Origin of the sequence: Neisseria sp. (assembly GCF_030530745.1) — a bacterium.
Taxonomy (GTDB): domain Bacteria; phylum Pseudomonadota; class Gammaproteobacteria; order Burkholderiales; family Neisseriaceae; genus Neisseria.
Genome location: NZ_JAUMUI010000005.1, coordinates 56555 through 72372, shown reverse-complemented (window position 1 = coordinate 72372; position 15818 = coordinate 56555). Strand labels below are relative to the sequence as shown.

Sequence of the window (15818 nt, the reverse complement as noted above, 5' to 3'; positions counted from 1 at the left end):
AAAGGTACAGGTATAAACCGTATTCTGTTTTGTGGTTGAAGGTAACGGCAAAAGCAGGTGGTTTGGTGTAGAATCGCTGCCTATGCTTTCAGACGGCCTGAAACAGGCAGGGAAGGATAATGATGAAAACGCTGAAATTTACCAAAATGCACGGTTTGGGCAATGATTTTATGGTTATCGACGGCATCAACCAGCCGTTTGAGCCGGAAAACGCACCGCTGACCAAATGGGCCGACCGCCACACGGGCGTGGGTTTCGACCAGCTGCTGCTGGTGGAAAAAGCGCATTCTGATACAGTGGATTTCCGTTACCGTATTTTTAATGCCGACGGCAGCGAAGTGGAACAGTGCGGCAACGGCGCGCGTTGTTTTGTACGCTTCGTGATTGATAAAGGTTTGACCGATAAACGGGAAATTGTGGTAGAAACTGTGCGCGGCATCATTTTGCCCCGTTTGGAAGAAAACGGCCTGGTGAGTGTGAATATGGGCAGGCCCCGCTTCATGCCGTCTGAAATTCCTTTTATACCGGCAGCGGGAGAGGCTGCCGATGCGTTAACGCATATTATTTTAGCGGGGTTGGAGTCGGTTACCGTCAGCTGTGTCAGCATGGGCAACCCCCATGCTGTGATTATGGTTGACAGTGTGGATACCGCACCGGTTGCGGAATGGGGAGGGGCGGTTGAATCGCACGGGCAGTTTCCTGAACGGGTGAATGTTGGTTTTATGGAAGTGGTTGACGGCAGCCATATCCGCCTGCGCGTATATGAACGCGGGGTGGGTGAAACGCAGGCCTGCGGCACCGGCGCATGTGCGGCGGTGGTGGCGGGCGTGAGGCTCGGCCTGCTGGAAGCGGGCAGGCAGGTGCGTGTGAGCCTGCCGGGCGGCGATTTATATATTTCTTGGCAAAACGGCACCGATGTGGTGATGAGCGGTCCGGTGGAAACCGTATTTGAAGGCGAGTTGCAATACTGATGAATAAAGAAAATGTTTTGGCGTTTTTAAGGGAGCATCCGGATTTTTTGGCGGAACATGCCGACGAACTGGGTGTACGCCTGCGTGATGAAAAAGTCCGCTCTTTTGCTCAAGCGCAAGTGGCGGCTTCGCAACTGAAAATCGAAAAAATGGCTGCCCAGCTGAAAACCATGCTGGCCGATTCAGAGGCAAACCGCACAACCATGCTGCGCCAGTTGGCATTGGATGTGCAGTTGCTGGGAGCAAATACGGCCGGCCAATTGATTCATGCCTTATACCGTTCGTTGCAGGAAGATTTCGGCCTGCAACAGTTTGTGTTGAAAGTTGCCGTAAAACCGAAAAACAAAGCGCGTATTCCCGATGAGGCGGCCGTGTTTGATAACGCCAAAGTAAGCGCGGAAATCGTCAGGCTTAAAAAACCGTTGTTAGGCAATAAGATAAGCAAAGAAATGCAGGCATTGCTGCCTGATGATTGCAATACGGTTGCGGAAAGTTTTTTGCAGCTGCCTATTCTGATAGGCGGCGGAACAGGTGCGGTGCTGCTGGCTGCGGATGCCGATGTTAACCGCTTTGCCGAAGGCTTGGCTACGGAATCTGTCGAATATATGGCGGCGGCTGTGGGTGCGGCGCTGTCGCGGATTATGGGTTACCGTTAAATGGCCGGTTGGGATGTGTGGGTTTCGGCCGTTTATATCGCCGTGTTTTTCACCGCTGTTTTTAAAGCGGGAGAATTCCAATGGTTGTGGGGCAGCGTGTTGTTGTGGATAGGGTTCGGTGTTGCAGGCGCCCGCCTTCTGCCGGGCTTGTGGGGCATCACCCACTTGGCCCCGCTTTATATCCCCCATTTCTATATCACGCTGGCGAGTCTGTTTTTCTTTGTGAACCATTGGAAAAGGGCGCCCGGAAAAAAGATGTGGCAAGCCGAAAACGCTAACGGTTTTATCAGTTTGTTTGCAGTGAGCGGTATGCTGATGAGCATCGTATCCGCCGCATTGGTTTTGATGGTGTACAGCCGCTTTCCGGGAGGCATTACGCCTTACATGCTGCCTGCGCTGTTGCAGCTCTATGCACTCAAACCGGCCTATTGGTTCGGCATGCAGGCGGTGATTATGGCGGTTTTCTACCTGCACCGCAAAGTTATAGCGGGCGAAACGGCAAACCGTTTCAGCAGCCGCCAGCTGCAACTGGGTTTTTTGCTGGCGTTATTGTTTCAGACGGCCTGTGTGGTTGCCGCATTATCGGATATCCGTTACGGTTAATGCCGCACGGCACAGCTTAAAACCAAAAGTTATAAATTAAGAAAGATACGGTATTGGTTTTTCAGACGGCCTGAATTTAATATGCCGGTTGTCAATATCCCCCCAATCTATCAGGAGTAAAATAATGAACATTGCACACAGCATTACTGATTTAATCGGCAATACCCCGTTGGTTGAGCTGAACCGCCTCACCGAAGGATTGCCCGGCCGCGTTGTTGCCAAGTTGGAATTTTTCAACCCCGGCAGCAGCGTAAAAGACCGTATTGCCGCCTCAATGATCGATGCAGCCGAAAAATCCGGCAAAATCAATAAAGACACGGTTATCGTCGAAGCCACCAGCGGCAATACCGGTATCGGTTTGGCAATGGTTTGTGCCGCGCGCGGCTACAAACTGGCGATCACTATGCCTGAGAGCATGAGTAAAGAGCGCCGTATGCTGTTGCGCGCATTCGGTGCGGAACTGATCCTTACCCCTGCCGCCGAAGGCATGGGCGGAGCGATAGCCAAAGCGCAGGCTTTGGTTGACGAAAACCCCGGTGCTTACTTTATGCCGCGCCAGTTTGATAACGAAGCCAACCCGCAGGTCCACCGCGATACCACAGCCGAAGAAATCTGGCGCGATACTGACGGCAAAGTGGATATTTTTGTAGCCGGCGTAGGCACGGGCGGAACGGTTACCGGTGTGGGCGAAGTGTTGAAAGCGCGCAAACCCGAAGTGGAAATCGTTGCGGTGGAGCCGGAGGCTTCGCCCGTGTTGAGCGGTGGAGAGAAAGGTCCGCACCCGATTCAGGGTATCGGTGCAGGTTTCGTGCCCAGCATTCTAAATACCAGTATCTACGACAGCATTATTAAAGCGTCTAACGAAGCTGCATTTGCAACAGCCCGGGCCATGGCCGAGAAAGAAGGCATTTTGGTGGGAATTTCTTCAGGAGCGGCCGTTGCGGCTGCATTGGAACTGGCTGCAAAACCTGAGAATAAAGACAAACTGATCGTGGTGCTGATTCCTTCTTACGGCGAGCGTTATTTGTCTACCCCGCTGTTTGCCGACTTGGCATAAAATGCATTAAGGCCGTTCAGACGGCCTTTTTTGCGGTTTGAAAGGACGGGAATAGCAACCGTTTGTCTTCATTATTGGATTATCCGTCAAATCTGATTATAATGTGCGGCATGAAAAAACATATCCCCATTTTATTCGTATTGGCTGCATTGGCAGGTTGTGAAACCCTTTACCTTCCTTCTTTAAAGGAGGTGCCGGTCAAGCCTACCAATGTCAAGAAAGAACCTGTTAAAAAACAAACGGCAAAATCCCCGTACCGTTTGGCGGAAAGCCATTGGACGGATGTGTCGAAAATCCGAGACGAGGCAACACGTTTGAGTTATCAGGTCAGCCAAGGCCAGATTACCAAAGTTCAGGCGGCACAGTATCTCAACCGCTTCCGCATCCAGCAGATCGGCAGAAACCCTGTGGATGACAGCATGTATGAGGTTTACCTGCGTTCGGCCGTAGACAGCCAGCGCGGAGCCATCAGCAGCCAGCAGTCCAAACTGTATGTGCAGAATGCGCTGAGGGGCTGGCAGCAGCGCTGGCCGAACATGAGCAACAAACCTTCCAACCCCGCATTTACCAATTTTCTGATGGAAGTAATGAATATGCGTCCGTTGGAGTAATGAGGTCAAAATACCTTAAAAGCCGTCTGAAAAAATCTTTCAGACGGCTTTTGTTTGGCTATCGGAACCATATATCAGTATATCAGCGCGACAACAGTTTTTCGGTTGCTAAGCGTGCTTTTTCGCGGATTTCATCGGTAAGATGGCTTTTTACCTGTGCATACACTAAAGTGATTACCGCAATATCGTCACTGAACCCCAAAGGGCCGAGCAGGTCGGGAATGCTGTCTATCGGGCTGAAAAAATAAACCAATGCGCCGAGAATAACCATTTTCGTCCGCTTGGGGGTGGCAGGGTCTTTAAACAGAAAATAAAGGGCATACAGCTGCCTGACTGCCGGAGCCCCCAGCCTGCCTGCAAAGCGTGCGAGTTTTCGCAGAAAACCCGGTTCGTCAAATTTTTTACGGCGGAACTTGGGAATAAATTCTTCGGGGGAGGGACGGGTCATATTTCAAATCCTCTATGTGATAAGAGCGTTACCAAGGCTGTCCGGTTGTCCGGCCCAACGGTAAATGGAGGGGGATGTGCCGATTGCAAGAGCCGGATCCGGTGAAGTATATGTAAAATATTGAAATACGGTTATGGCGGACTGACTTGGCTTCCGCCGGAGCGTTTGTGCTCTGACTCGAAGAAAACGGTTTCATAAGCCGTTGAAGCGGTTACGTAATATCTTGTGCTGTCTGCGGCTTCACCGCCTTGCCCTCTTTTAAATTTAAGCCACTATAAAACGGCTTTTTTGCAAAAGTTTCAGGCCGTCTGAAAGTGATTTGAAACAGTGCTTGGAATCGTGGCTGTTCAAATCTTTCAGACGGCCTGTTGTTGCAGCGGTTTGGCTTAATGGTCGCTGGCTTCCGCCGCGCCGATACCGGTCATGGAGCGCACGTATTGTGCTTCAAAACCTGCTTTATCAATCTCGGCCTGTTTCGATTTGTCGGTAACCGAGAAGAACCAGGCAGAAATAAAGGCCAGCGGAATCGAAAACAGGGCGGGGTTGCTGTAGGGGAAGATGGCTTCTTTATGGTGCAACACTTTCACCCATACGGTGGGGCCGAGGATAATCAGCACGAAAGCCGCCAGCAGGCCGAGGAAACCGCCGATAACCGCGCCGCGGGTGGTCAGGCCCTTCCAGAACATCGACAGGGCGAGGATCGGGAAGTTGGCCGAGGCAGCCAGTGCGAACGCCAAGCCCACCATGAAGGCGACGTTTTGGTTTTCAAAGGCGATGCCCAACACGATGGCCATCACGCCCAAGCCCAAGGTTGCCAAACGCGATACGCGCATTTCCTGTTCTTGCGAGGCTTGGCCTTTTCGGAAAACCGAGGCGTAAAGGTCGTGGCTCACGGCGGATGCGCCGGAAAGGGTCAGGCCGGCCACCACCGCTAAAATGGTGGCGAACGCTACGGCTGAAATAAAGCCCAAGAAGAGGTTGCCGCCGAGTGCGCCGGACAAGTGAACCGCTGCCATATTGGTGCCGCCGATCATTTCGGCAACGGATTTGCCGTCTTGGATCATGGTGGTGAAGAACTGCGGATTGTCTTTAGTAACGAAGATAATCGCGCCGAAGCCGATGATGAAGGTCAAGAGGTAGAAATAACCGATAAAACCTGTGGCCACAAACACCGATTTGCGTGCCTCTTTGGCATCGGGTACGGTGAAGAAGCGCATAAGGATGTGCGGCAGGCCGGCGGTGCCGAACATCAATGCCAAGCCCAGCGAGAGCGCATCAACCGGGTTGGAAACCAAGCCCCCGGGCGACATAATGGTGGTGCCTTTTTCGTGGATTTCGGTGGCTTTTAAAAACATGCCTTCGAGGCTGAAACCGGAGGCTTTCAAAATCATAAAGGCCATAAACGAAGCGCCCGAAAGCAGCATCACGGCTTTGATGATCTGCACCCAGGTGGTGGCCAGCATACCGCCGAACAACACATAGGCAACCATCAGCGCACCCACGATAACCACGGCGGAAGTGTAGCTCATACCGAACAGCAGTTGGATCAGTTTGCCTGCGCCCACAACTTGGGCAATCAGGTAGAGAATCACCACCAACAGGGAGCCGCTGGCTGCAAACACGCGCACGGGGCCTTGTTTGAGGCGGTAGGCCACCACGTCGGAAAAGGTGAATTTGCCGAGATTGCGCAAACGTTCGGCAACCAGAAACAACACGATGGGCCAGCCCACCAAGAAGCCGGTGGAATAGATCAGGCCGTCGTAGCCGGTGGTGTAAACCATGGCCGAAATGCCCAAAAACGAAGCGGCAGACATATAATCGCCCGCAATCGCCAAGCCGTTTTGAAAGCCGGAAATGCCGCCGCCGGCGGTGTAGAAGTCTTTGGTGGACTTATTCTGCTTGGCCGCCCATTTGGTGATGAACAGCGTTGCGCCCACGAAAATCAGGAACATCACGATCGCCGAAATATTCAGCGGCTGTTTTTCCACTTCGCCGGTTAAGGCGTCTGCCCAAACGCTGCCCGAAGCAAGCAGGGCTAAGGTGCCGGTTAAAAGTTTATTCATGTTTATTCTTCTCCCTGAACTTCGCGGACAACTTCTTTGGTCATGCCTTCAAACTTACCGTTGGCGATGCTTACATAAATGCCGGTAGTAACAAATGAAAATACAATTACGAAAATACCGGCGTAAATGCCCCAAGTAGTGATGCTGCCTTCGGATACTGGTTTGCCGAACATTTCGGGCGCGGTGCCGATCAGCCAGATGTAGGCTACATACATCACAAAAACAACGGCCGAAAAACCCCAGCCTATCAATGCCTTCTGTTGTGCCATCTGCTTGAATTTGGCGTGTGAGAGCACCTGCTGTGCGGTTTGTTTATCCATTACTTTCTCCTTCTGGAATGCTTGGCGGTAAACGTGGGGGATTAGAAATGAAAAAACGTTGCCGTGGCTAATATTATTTTCTGATAGTATCAATCCGTCCGGCTGATAATGTGGCCGGCAGAACTGATTTGATAAAGCAGCGGCCGCGTCAGAAAAAACTTTCAGACGGCCTGCAAATATGCTAAAACACCATAATCGATGCATAATGAGGTGCCGTCTTCTACAGTTGTTGTTTATGGAGTAATGCTGTCAGAAGCCGGTGCCGGCAACGGCTCTACCGACTTGTACAGAAGAAAAACATGGACTACACACAGCTTAAAACCTTTACCGAAGTCGCCCACATCGGCAACCTCACTCAGGCGGCGGAACGTTTGCATCTGTCGCAGCCTGCGGTTTCAGCGCAAATCAAGGCACTTGAGGCACGGTTGGACGTTACCCTGTTCAAGCGCACCACCAACGGCATGACGCTCACTCCGGCAGGCGAAGTGTTCCTGCCCGAGGCCGAAGCCTTGCTGCAACACCACCACAAACTCGACTGTTTTGCCAAAACCCTTTCGGAACATTATGTTACCCATGCCGATTTGGGTCTCATCCACCCCGTCGCCCCCGATAAAATCACCGGCCTGACGCAAAGCATCCTGAAGCAGGATCCGGATATCATGCTGCATATCCAATACGGCATGAGCGGCGAAATCGAGCAGCGCGTGTTAGACAAACAACTGCACGGCGGCTTTTTTCTCGGCCCCGTAACCCGCCGCAGCCTGCGCAGCCTGTTTCTCGGCGACATCCAATATTCGCTGGTCTGCCATGCGGGCGAAACCGGCCATATCAGGGCAAACCTGCCCGAAAGCTTGGAAGAATATGCATGGATTGAAATGTCGGTGGTGTCGAGCAGCCGCAAGCATATGCAGCAGTTTTGGCGCAAACATAAAATTTCGCCCAAACAGCAGATTATCTGCGACTACCCGCAAACCATCATCGATTTGGTTTGCGAAGGCACGGGGCTGGCGATGATACCCGCACAAAAAGCCGAAGCCGCGCGCGCGGCGGGCAAGCCCATCGACATACTCGACGAATACCGCCAAACCCTGCCGCTGCACTTTATTTATCTCGACGAATTTGAAGAAGATCCTGTGTTGAACCTGCTCAAGGGCTGTGTGGAAGAGGTTTGGGCGGATACGGTTGTTTGATACCGGAGCGGATATTTTTCAGACGGCCAAAAACCGCTGCACAATCCGGGTTGGCCGTCTGAAATGCTTCAAGAAACAGTAACAAAAAAACAGCAATACCCGGCTTGATGCCGGGTATTTTATGTGGACGAAAGCGCAGGCCGGCCTTTACCGCCGGGCATTGAAAAACCGTTGCAGCAGTGCGCCGCACTCTCCGGCCAGCACGCCGCCGGCAACCGCCGTGTGGCGGTTTAGGCGGGTATCGCCGAACAAGTCCACCACGCTGCCGGCCGCGCCCGTTTTCGGCTCTTTCGCGCCGTAGACCACGCGGGCAACGCGGGCTTGGATTAATGCGCCCGCACACATGCAGCAAGGTTCGAGCGTAACATAAACATCGCAACCGTCGAGGCGGTAGTTTTGCAGCGCTTTTCCGGCGGCTTCCAACACACCGATTTCGGCGTGGCGGCTGATGTTGCAGCTGCCCACGCAGGTATTGTGCGCCGCCGCAATGATTTCCCCGTTTTTCACCGCCACCGCGCCCACCGGGATTTCACCCGCTGCGGCCGATTGTTCCGCCTGCGCCAAGGCCGCGCGCATAAAACCTTCCATTTCTGCCGCAGGCGGAAACACCGCCACCGGCGGATGCAGGCGCACCGCATCGAGCAAGGCCGATTTTTCAGACGGCCCCAAGTCGTGCACGTTGATAGCACGCTCGGCTGCGGCAAGCTGCCACAACGTGCTGCGGGTAACGGTTAACCCGGCCGCTTTCAGCAGCAGAAAAGCACCGGCCGCGCCGTGCGCCCGTATATCCGCCTGCGTGCGGATGCCGAGCGATTGCAGCGCCTGCAAAACTTTAGGGGCAAAGGGGGGATGGGTGAGCTGCATAATGGTTAAACCGTGGCCGTCTGAAAAACAACGGCGATTGTACAACAGATAGCGGCTGGGATTACGTGCCGCTGTTTCAGACGGCCTGCCGCATATATAGCGTTTAAGCCCGAAAAACCTAGCGGCATAGAGGCAGGCATTCTTTGTATTGGCACGGCGGTTGCCGTACAATGCGCGTTTTTACCAGCTTTTCAGGAAACATTATGTTGAAAAAAATTGTTCTCGGCAGCGTGGCTGCATTTGTTTTGACGGCCTGCGGCAACGAAGGCGCAAGTTCTTCCGCTTCGGCTTCCGCCGCGTCTACCCCGCAAACCCAAGCGGCCGCCGGTTCGCTGTTGGAGCGCATCAATAACAAAGGCACGGTAACCGTGGGCACCGAAGGCACTTATGCGCCGTTTACCTATCACGACGAGGGCGGCAAATTAACCGGTTACGATGTGGAAGTTACCCGCGCCGTGGCCGAAAAACTGGGCATTCGAATCGAGTTTAAAGAAACCCAGTGGGACGCCATGCTGGCCGGTTTGAAAGCAGGCCGTTTCGATATGGTAGCCAACCAAGTGAGCTTGACCACGCCCGAGCGCCGCGCCACTTTCGACAAATCCGCCGATTACAGCTATTCCGGCCCGATGGCGGTCGACCGCAAAGACGACAACCGCATCAAAACTCTGGCCGATGTTAAAGGCTTGTCTGCCGCGCAAACCCTGAGCAGCAACTACGGCGAAATGGCGCAGAAAGCCGGAGCCAAAATCGTTCCGGTTGACGGCATGGCGCAAGCGCTGACGCTGGTGCGGCAGAAACGCGCCGATTTCACCTTCAACGATTCGCTGGCCCTGCTCGACTATATGAAGAAAAACCCCAATTCCGGCCTGAAAACCGCTTGGACGGCCTCTGCCGAAGAAAAACTGGGTTCAGGCTTTATCGTGAATAAAAACAACGACGAAGCATTGGCAAAAATCAGCGGCGCGGTGGAAGAGCTGCGCCAAGACGGCACGCTGAAAAAACTGGGCGAACAATTCTTTGGTGAAGATGTAAGTGTTAAGTGATTTTTTAAGCGCCCTGCCTTTTATGACCGAAGAGCGTGCGGCTTTGGTCATAAGCGCATTTTGGCCGATGGTGAAAGCTGGGTTTCTGTATTCGATTCCGCTGGCCGTCGTTTCTTTTGTCTGCGGCATATTGATCGCCCTCGGCGTGGCGTTGGTGCGGGTAGTGCCCGTGGCCGGCCTGTTTCACCGCCTGCTTTTGGGCGTGGTGCAGTTTTACGTTTCCGCCGTTCGCGGCACGCCCATGCTGGTGCAGCTGATGGTGGTGTTTTACGGCCTGCCCGCCATCGGCATCACCCTCGACCCGCTACCTACCGCCGTTATCGGCTTTTCGCTCAACATCGGCGCCTATGCTTCCGAAACCATACGCGCAGCGATTCTGTCGGTGCCCAAAGGCCAATGGGAAGCCGGTTTTTCCATCGGCATGACCTATATGCAGACCTTCCGCCGCATCATCATGCCGCAGGCGTTCCGTGTGTCCGTTCCGCCCTTGAGCAACACCTTTATCAGCCTGTTTAAAGACACTTCGCTGGCTTCGGTGGTTACCATCACCGAGCTGTTCCGCGTGGCGCAGCAGATTGCCAACGCCAGCTATGATTTCCTGCCCGTTTATATCGAAGCCGGCCTGGTTTACTGGGTGTTCTGCTTCTTTCTCTTTATCGGTCAGGCCAAACTTGAAAAACGGCTCGACCGTTACGTTGCCAAGTGAGCAAGCCCATGATCGAAATCCGCAATATCCACAAATCGTTCGGCAGCAACGCCATTTTGCGCGGCATCGGCTTGGATGTGGCCAAAGGCAGCGTAGTGGTGATACTCGGCCCTTCCGGTTCGGGCAAAACCACTTTCCTGCGCTGCCTCAATGCCTTGGAAATGCCGCAACAGGGCACGGTGGCTTTCGGCGGCAAGGAGCCCCTGAAGGTTGATTTCGCCCGCCATCCGTCGAAAAAAGACATTCTCGCCCTGCGCCGCAAATCAGGCATGGTTTTCCAGCAATACAATCTGTTTCCGCACAAAACCGCGTTGGAAAACGTGATGGAGGGTCCCGTGGCCGTTCAGGGCAAACCCGCCGCACAAGCCAGGCAGGCCGCTATGGCGCTGCTGGAAAAAGTAGGGTTGGCCGATAAAGCCGATCTTTATCCCTACCAGCTTTCAGGCGGCCAGCAGCAGCGCGTCGGCATCGCCCGTGCGTTGGCCATTCATCCTGAACTGATGCTGTTCGACGAACCCACGTCCGCCCTCGACCCCGAATTGGTGCAGGATGTGCTGAATACCATGAAAGAGCTGGCCAAAGAAGGCTGGACCATGGTGGTGGTAACCCACGAAATCAAATTCGCCATGGAAGTGGCCGATACCGTGGTGGTGATGGATAACGGCGTGATTGTGGAACAAGGCTCGCCCGAAACTTTGTTCCGCCACCCGCAGCACGAACGCACCAAACGGTTTTTGCAGCAGATTAGGGTGGAGGCTGAATAAGCCCGTTTGCTTGATTGTAAGGCCGGTTTTTTGCGGAAACATGCAGGCCGTCTGAAAGTTTTTTTCAGACGGCCTGCATGTTTCCTTATTTTCACTCAAACGCTATAACGACGGGGCGTTCGGCTTCCTCCCTGTTTTTTATGCGTTTGCGGCTTCTTCAAAACCCGTTACTTCCAGCCCGAAGCCGGTTAACCCGTTCATGGAAGAGGGTTTGCCCATTACGCGCATTTTTTGCACGTTGAGGCCGGCAAGGATCTGCGCGCCGATACCGTAGGTTTTTTTATCCCATTTTTTCACTTGGAAGCTGTTTTTCGGCAAAGTGCGATCGAGCAGGGCGCTGCCGTCTTCGGTACGGTGCAGCAGGATAATCACACCGCTTTCGGCCTGTCGGATATGCTCCAAGGCTTTGGGCAGGGGCCATGAGTGGTTGGGGTCGATTTGCAGAAAATCCATGGCGCTGAACGGTTCGTGCACGCGCACGAGGGTTTCTTTTTCGGGGCGGATTTCGCCTTTCACCAGTGCCAGGTGGGTTTCGCCGGACAGTTTGTCGACATAAACGTGTTGTTGGAATTCTCCCCACGGGGTTTGCACGGCGGTGTCGCCCATTTCTTCAAGCAGGCTTTCGGTGCGGCTGCGGTATTCGATTAAGTCGGCGATGGTGCCGATTTTGAGGTTGTGCTCTTCGGCGAACTTCATCAGCTCGGGCATACGCGCCATGGTGCCGTCGTCGTTGAGGATTTCGCAAATCACGCCGGCGGGAATCAGGCCGCTCATCTGTGCCAGATCGACGGCGGCTTCGGTGTGTCCGGCACGCACGAGCACGCCGCCTTTTTGCGAGCGCAGGGGGAAGATGTGGCCGGGCTGGACGATGTCTTCGGGTTTGACGGCAGGCGACACGGCCGTCTGAATGGTGAGCGCGCGGTCGGCGGCGGAAATACCGGTGGAAATGCCGCGGGCGGCTTCGATGGATACGGTGAAGTTGGTGCCGTATTGGGCGCCGTTTTTCTGCGTCATCTGCGGCAGTTTGAGGCGGTCGACCAGCTCGTCGTTCATCGGCAGGCAAACGAGGCCGCGGGCGTGCTTAATCATGAAGTTGACGGCCTGCGGGGTAACGAATTGGGCGGCCATCACCAAATCGCCTTCGTTTTCGCGGTCTTCGGCGTCGGTAATGATCACCATTTTGCCGGCTTTGATATCGGCGAGGATTTCGGAAATAGGGGAGATATTCATGTGATGACCTTTTTTAGTTGCGTGATAACGGTTGCAGTTGGCGGATTGTTTTTAAAACCGGTACGGCACCGTCTTGCTATTGTAGCACTCTTGCGTTTGGCAGGATGCCCCGCGGCAGGGTTTCAGACGGCCTGTTTTATGTGAGGCAAATACTGTGAAAGCAAACAATTCAACAAAGCAGGCCGGCTGTCTGAAAGATTAAAGAGCAGGTATGAAACCTGCTCTTGCTTTTTATCGGACAGTTTATTTTTCGGTAAACCGGCCGTAGGCCATGATACGGTCGAAACGGCGGGTGAGCAGGTCGGCCGTGGGCATATCTTGTGCGGTACGCAACTGTTCGGTGAGCACATCTTTCACACGCTTGGTGATTTCGGCATGATCCCGGTGTGCGCCGCCCAACGGTTCTTCGATAACGCGGTCAATCAGTCCCAAATCGGCCAGGCGCTTGGCGGTAATGCCCAAAGCCTGCGCGGCATCCGGGGCTTTCTCGGCGGTTTTCCACAGAATAGACGCGCAGCCTTCCGGCGAAATCACCGAATAGGTGGAATATTGCAGCATGTTCACGAAATCGCCCACGGCAATCGCCAACGCGCCGCCGGAGCCGCCTTCGCCGATGATGGTGCACAACACGGGCACGCGCAGTTTGGTTAATTCGTACAGGTTGCGGCCGATGGCTTCTGATTGGTTGCGCTCTTCGGCACCGATGCCGGGGTAGGCGCCGGGGGTGTCGACAAACGTCATCACGGGCAGGTGGAATTTTTCGGCCAGCTGCATCAGGCGCAGGGCTTTGCGGTAGCCTTCCGGGCGGGGCATGCCGAAATTGCGGCGGATTTTTTCTTTGGTGTCGCGGCCTTTCTGGTGGCCGATCACCACCACGCTTTGGCCGTTGAAACGTGCCAAGCCGCCGATAACGGCATGGTCGTCGGCAAAATGGCGGTCGCCGTGCAGTTCTTCAAAATCGGTGAAAACGGCGTCGATATAGTCTTGGGTATAGGGCCGCTGCGGGTGGCGCGATACCTGCGACACCTGCGCGGGGGTGAGTTTGCTGAAAATCGATTTGGTAAGGTCGGCGCTTTTCTTTTGCAGGCGGGCGATTTCTTCGGAAATATCCACGGCGGATCCGCCCTGCACAAAACGCAATTCGTCGATTTTTTTGGTCAATTCGGCGATAGGTTGTTCAAAATCCAGAAAAACGGGTTTCATAATCATGCTCTTGATTCGGTAGAGTTCAAACGTAATGATACGCCAAGGAAAGGGCTTTGGCAGCATCTGTCGCGAAATTTCCGAAGCTTTCGCACTCCGGCTTATGCCGCGATATTCCGGCCGCCGTGCTTTCAGACGGCATCTGCTTTAGAAATTCCTGTTTATCGGCGGGAGCCTGATTTTAGTGTAAAAGCTCCCGATATGGGATTGCGTATCTTATGCTAAACTCGGCCGCACATCAATCAATACGGCACCATTATGGACAATGCTCGCGACAAGGCCGTCATGCGCCTCGATAAGTGGCTGTGGGCGGCGCGCTTTTTCAAAACCCGCGCGCTGGCGCAGAAACACATCGAGCTGGGGCGGGTGCAGGTTAATGGGGCGAAGGTGAAAAACAGCAAAAACATCAGCGCAGGCGACGTGTTGGATTTAACGCTCAATTCGCTGCCTTATAAAATCAAGGTGCTGGCGCTCAACCACCAGCGCAGGCCCGCACCTGAAGCGCGTATGCTGTATGAGGAAGATCAGGAAACCGCCCGCCGCCGCGAAGAGCAGAAGCTGCTCGACCGGGCAAGCCGCGTCAGTGCGGCTTATCCCGACGGCCGCCCGACCAAGCGCGACCGCCGCCAGATCGATAAAATCAAACGCGGCGGATGGTGATACGGCGGCATCGGCGTACCGCCTGGTTTTTCAGACGGCTTTTAATTATGCCTCCGATGCCGTCTGAAATCATCTGCCGTTCCAGTTTTCTGCCGCCGGAGGCAGCGGATATTCGCGTATAATCCGCCGCTGATTCATTCCCACGTTAAAAACCGTCATGACTCCAGCCCAACTCGATCACACCGCCGCCGTACTGGCCGGTATGCTCACGTTCAAACAGCCGGCCGATGCCGTGCTTTCCGCCTATTTCCGCGACCACAAAAAACTCGGCCGCCAAGACCGCCGCGAAATCGCCGAAACCGCGTTTGCCGCCTTGCGCCATTATCAGAAAATCTCGGCCGCCCTAAACCGCCCGCACGCACAGCCGCGCAAGGCTGCGCTGGCGGCACTGGTGCTCGGCAGGGGCATGAATATCAGCCAATTGGCGGATTTTCTCAATGAAGAAGAAAGAGGGTTTTTAAGCCGTCTGAAAAGCCGTAAAAACGAGTTTTCAGACGGCCTCAACACTGCCGCCGAACTGCCCGGATGGCTGATTAATCAAATGCGCCCGCATTACGGCGACGAAGCCCTGCTTGCGTTCGGGCGCAGCGTCAGCCGCCCTGCGCCGCTCGATTTGCGTGTGAACACACTCAAAGGCAGGCGCGACAAAGTGCTGGCCGCGCTTCAGCAAGAAGGGCTGAATGCCGGGGCCGCGCCTTATTCGCCGTGGGGCATCCGCCTGCACGGCAAAACCGCGCTCAACAGGCACCCGCTGTTTCTCGACGGCACACTGGAGGTGCAGGACGAAGGCAGCCAGCTGCTGGCTTTGCTGGTCGGCGCCAAGCGCGGCGAAATCGTGGTGGATTTCTGCGCCGGCGCGGGCGGCAAAACGCTGGCCGTCGGCGCGGTGATGGCCAATAAAGGCCGCATTTATGCGTTTGATATTGCTGAAAAACGCTTGGCCAACCTCAAGCCGCGCATGGTGCGCGCGGGTTTGACCAATATCCACCCCGAGCGCATCGGCAGTGAAAACGACCCGCGCATAGGCCGTCTGAACGGCAAGGCCGACCGCGTGTTGGTGGATGCGCCGTGTTCCGGCTTGGGCACGCTGCGCCGCAATCCCGATTTGAAATACCGCCAGTCGCCCGAAACCGTGGCCAAGCTGGTGGAGCAGCAGAGCCACATCCTTGATGCCGCCGCCGCGCTGGTAAAAGAGCAGGGCCGCTTGGTGTATGCCACTTGCAGCATTCTGCCCGAAGAAAACGAGCGGCAGGTGGAGCGTTTTCTGGCCGGACATCCCGAATTCGAGCCTGTAGACTGCGCCGGTCTGCTGGCTGCGGCAAAAGTGGATTTGGATACGGGCGTTTACCTGCGGTTAGATACCGCCGCGCACAAAACAGACGGTTTTTTCGCCGCAGTGATGCAGCGCAAAGGGTAGGGGCGGGACGGG

The 15818-nt window shown here is 54.7% G+C and carries 17 protein-coding genes; 11 read left to right on the top strand and 6 right to left on the bottom strand.

The features are described 5' to 3' along the window. Nucleotides 1-122: 122 nt before the first annotated feature. From dapF to Q3970_RS03350, 5 genes are all read left to right on the top strand, one after another. A complete protein-coding gene (gene dapF / locus Q3970_RS03370; protein WP_303099221.1) occupies nucleotides 123-971 on the top strand; it encodes a diaminopimelate epimerase in 849 nt (282 codons plus the stop codon). Then, nucleotides 971-1627 (top strand): DUF484 family protein, encoded by a 657-nt coding sequence (locus Q3970_RS03365; RefSeq protein WP_303099194.1) that lies wholly within the window; start codon nucleotides 971-973, stop codon nucleotides 1625-1627. Before dapF ends, Q3970_RS03365 begins: the two co-directional genes overlap by 1 nt. Then, nucleotides 1628-2230, top strand: a complete 603-nt coding sequence (locus Q3970_RS03360) for a hypothetical protein (RefSeq protein ID WP_303099193.1) — start codon at nucleotides 1628-1630, stop codon at nucleotides 2228-2230. 124 nt (nucleotides 2231-2354) lie between these two features. Then, nucleotides 2355-3287: a cysteine synthase A gene (cysK, locus tag Q3970_RS03355; protein ID WP_303099192.1), complete on the top strand. Its 933-nt coding sequence runs from the start codon at nucleotides 2355-2357 to the stop codon at nucleotides 3285-3287. Nucleotides 3288-3388: 101 nt separating this feature from the next. Continuing rightward, nucleotides 3389-3898 carry a prokaryotic membrane lipolipid attachment site family protein gene (locus Q3970_RS03350; RefSeq protein ID WP_303099191.1) on the top strand — a complete coding sequence of 170 codons (510 nt, stop codon included), beginning with the start codon at nucleotides 3389-3391 and terminating at the stop codon, nucleotides 3896-3898. 82 nt (nucleotides 3899-3980) lie between these two features. Here the strand turns inward: Q3970_RS03350 and Q3970_RS03345 are convergent, their stop codons facing one another. The 3 genes from Q3970_RS03345 to Q3970_RS03335 form a co-directional block, all read right to left on the bottom strand. After that, entirely contained in the window at nucleotides 3981-4346 is a 366-nt protein-coding gene (locus tag Q3970_RS03345) for a YkvA family protein (RefSeq protein WP_303099190.1), read from the bottom strand. Nucleotides 4347-4732: 386 nt separating this feature from the next. Continuing rightward, nucleotides 4733-6409: a cation acetate symporter gene (locus Q3970_RS03340; protein ID WP_303099189.1), complete on the bottom strand. Its 1677-nt coding sequence runs from the start codon at nucleotides 6407-6409 to the stop codon at nucleotides 4733-4735. Between the two features lie 2 nt (nucleotides 6410-6411). After that, a complete protein-coding gene (locus tag Q3970_RS03335; protein WP_303099188.1) occupies nucleotides 6412-6729 on the bottom strand; it encodes a DUF485 domain-containing protein in 318 nt (105 codons plus the stop codon). Nucleotides 6730-7028: 299 nt separating this feature from the next. On the opposite strand from Q3970_RS03335, the gene Q3970_RS03330 reads away from it, so the two are divergent. Further along, entirely contained in the window at nucleotides 7029-7919 is an 891-nt protein-coding gene (locus Q3970_RS03330) for a LysR family transcriptional regulator (protein WP_303099187.1), read from the top strand. Nucleotides 7920-8066: 147 nt separating this feature from the next. Here Q3970_RS03330 and tadA read toward each other — a convergent pair whose 3' ends face one another. Then, on the bottom strand, nucleotides 8067-8783 hold the full coding sequence (tadA, locus tag Q3970_RS03325; protein WP_303099186.1) for a tRNA adenosine(34) deaminase TadA: 717 nt from the start codon (nucleotides 8781-8783) through the stop codon (nucleotides 8067-8069). A gap of 203 nt (nucleotides 8784-8986) precedes the next feature. On the opposite strand from tadA, the gene Q3970_RS03320 reads away from it, so the two are divergent. The 3 genes from Q3970_RS03320 to Q3970_RS03310 are packed head-to-tail and all read left to right on the top strand — an operon-like array spanning nucleotide 8987 to nucleotide 11296. Next, nucleotides 8987-9826, top strand: coding sequence for an amino acid ABC transporter substrate-binding protein (locus tag Q3970_RS03320; RefSeq protein ID WP_303099185.1), 840 nt, complete (start codon nucleotides 8987-8989; stop codon nucleotides 9824-9826). Beyond that, nucleotides 9816-10532, top strand: a complete 717-nt coding sequence (locus Q3970_RS03315; RefSeq protein WP_303099184.1) for an amino acid ABC transporter permease — start codon at nucleotides 9816-9818, stop codon at nucleotides 10530-10532. Before Q3970_RS03320 ends, Q3970_RS03315 begins: the two co-directional genes overlap by 11 nt. 8 nt (nucleotides 10533-10540) lie before the next feature. Beyond that, a complete protein-coding gene (locus Q3970_RS03310) occupies nucleotides 10541-11296 on the top strand; it encodes an amino acid ABC transporter ATP-binding protein (protein ID WP_303099220.1) in 756 nt (251 codons plus the stop codon). Between the two features lie 138 nt (nucleotides 11297-11434). On the opposite strand, the gene ribBA is transcribed toward Q3970_RS03310, so the two are convergent. Both ribBA and Q3970_RS03300 read right to left on the bottom strand, forming a co-directional pair. Then, nucleotides 11435-12526: a bifunctional 3,4-dihydroxy-2-butanone-4-phosphate synthase/GTP cyclohydrolase II gene (ribBA, locus tag Q3970_RS03305; RefSeq protein WP_303099183.1), complete on the bottom strand. Its 1092-nt coding sequence runs from the start codon at nucleotides 12524-12526 to the stop codon at nucleotides 11435-11437. 243 nt (nucleotides 12527-12769) lie between these two features. Then, nucleotides 12770-13729 (bottom strand): acetyl-CoA carboxylase carboxyltransferase subunit alpha, encoded by a 960-nt coding sequence (locus Q3970_RS03300; RefSeq protein ID WP_303099182.1) that lies wholly within the window; start codon nucleotides 13727-13729, stop codon nucleotides 12770-12772. Between the two features lie 258 nt (nucleotides 13730-13987). Here Q3970_RS03300 and Q3970_RS03295 point away from each other — a divergent pair, with 258 nt between their 5' ends. Together Q3970_RS03295 and Q3970_RS03290 are read left to right on the top strand one after the other, a co-directional pair. Then, on the top strand, nucleotides 13988-14389 hold the full coding sequence (locus Q3970_RS03295) for an RNA-binding S4 domain-containing protein (RefSeq protein ID WP_303099181.1): 402 nt from the start codon (nucleotides 13988-13990) through the stop codon (nucleotides 14387-14389). A 157-nt stretch (nucleotides 14390-14546) separates the two neighbouring features. Then, nucleotides 14547-15806, top strand: a complete 1260-nt coding sequence (locus Q3970_RS03290; RefSeq protein WP_303099180.1) for an RsmB/NOP family class I SAM-dependent RNA methyltransferase — start codon at nucleotides 14547-14549, stop codon at nucleotides 15804-15806. Nucleotides 15807-15818: the final 12 nt, after the last annotated feature.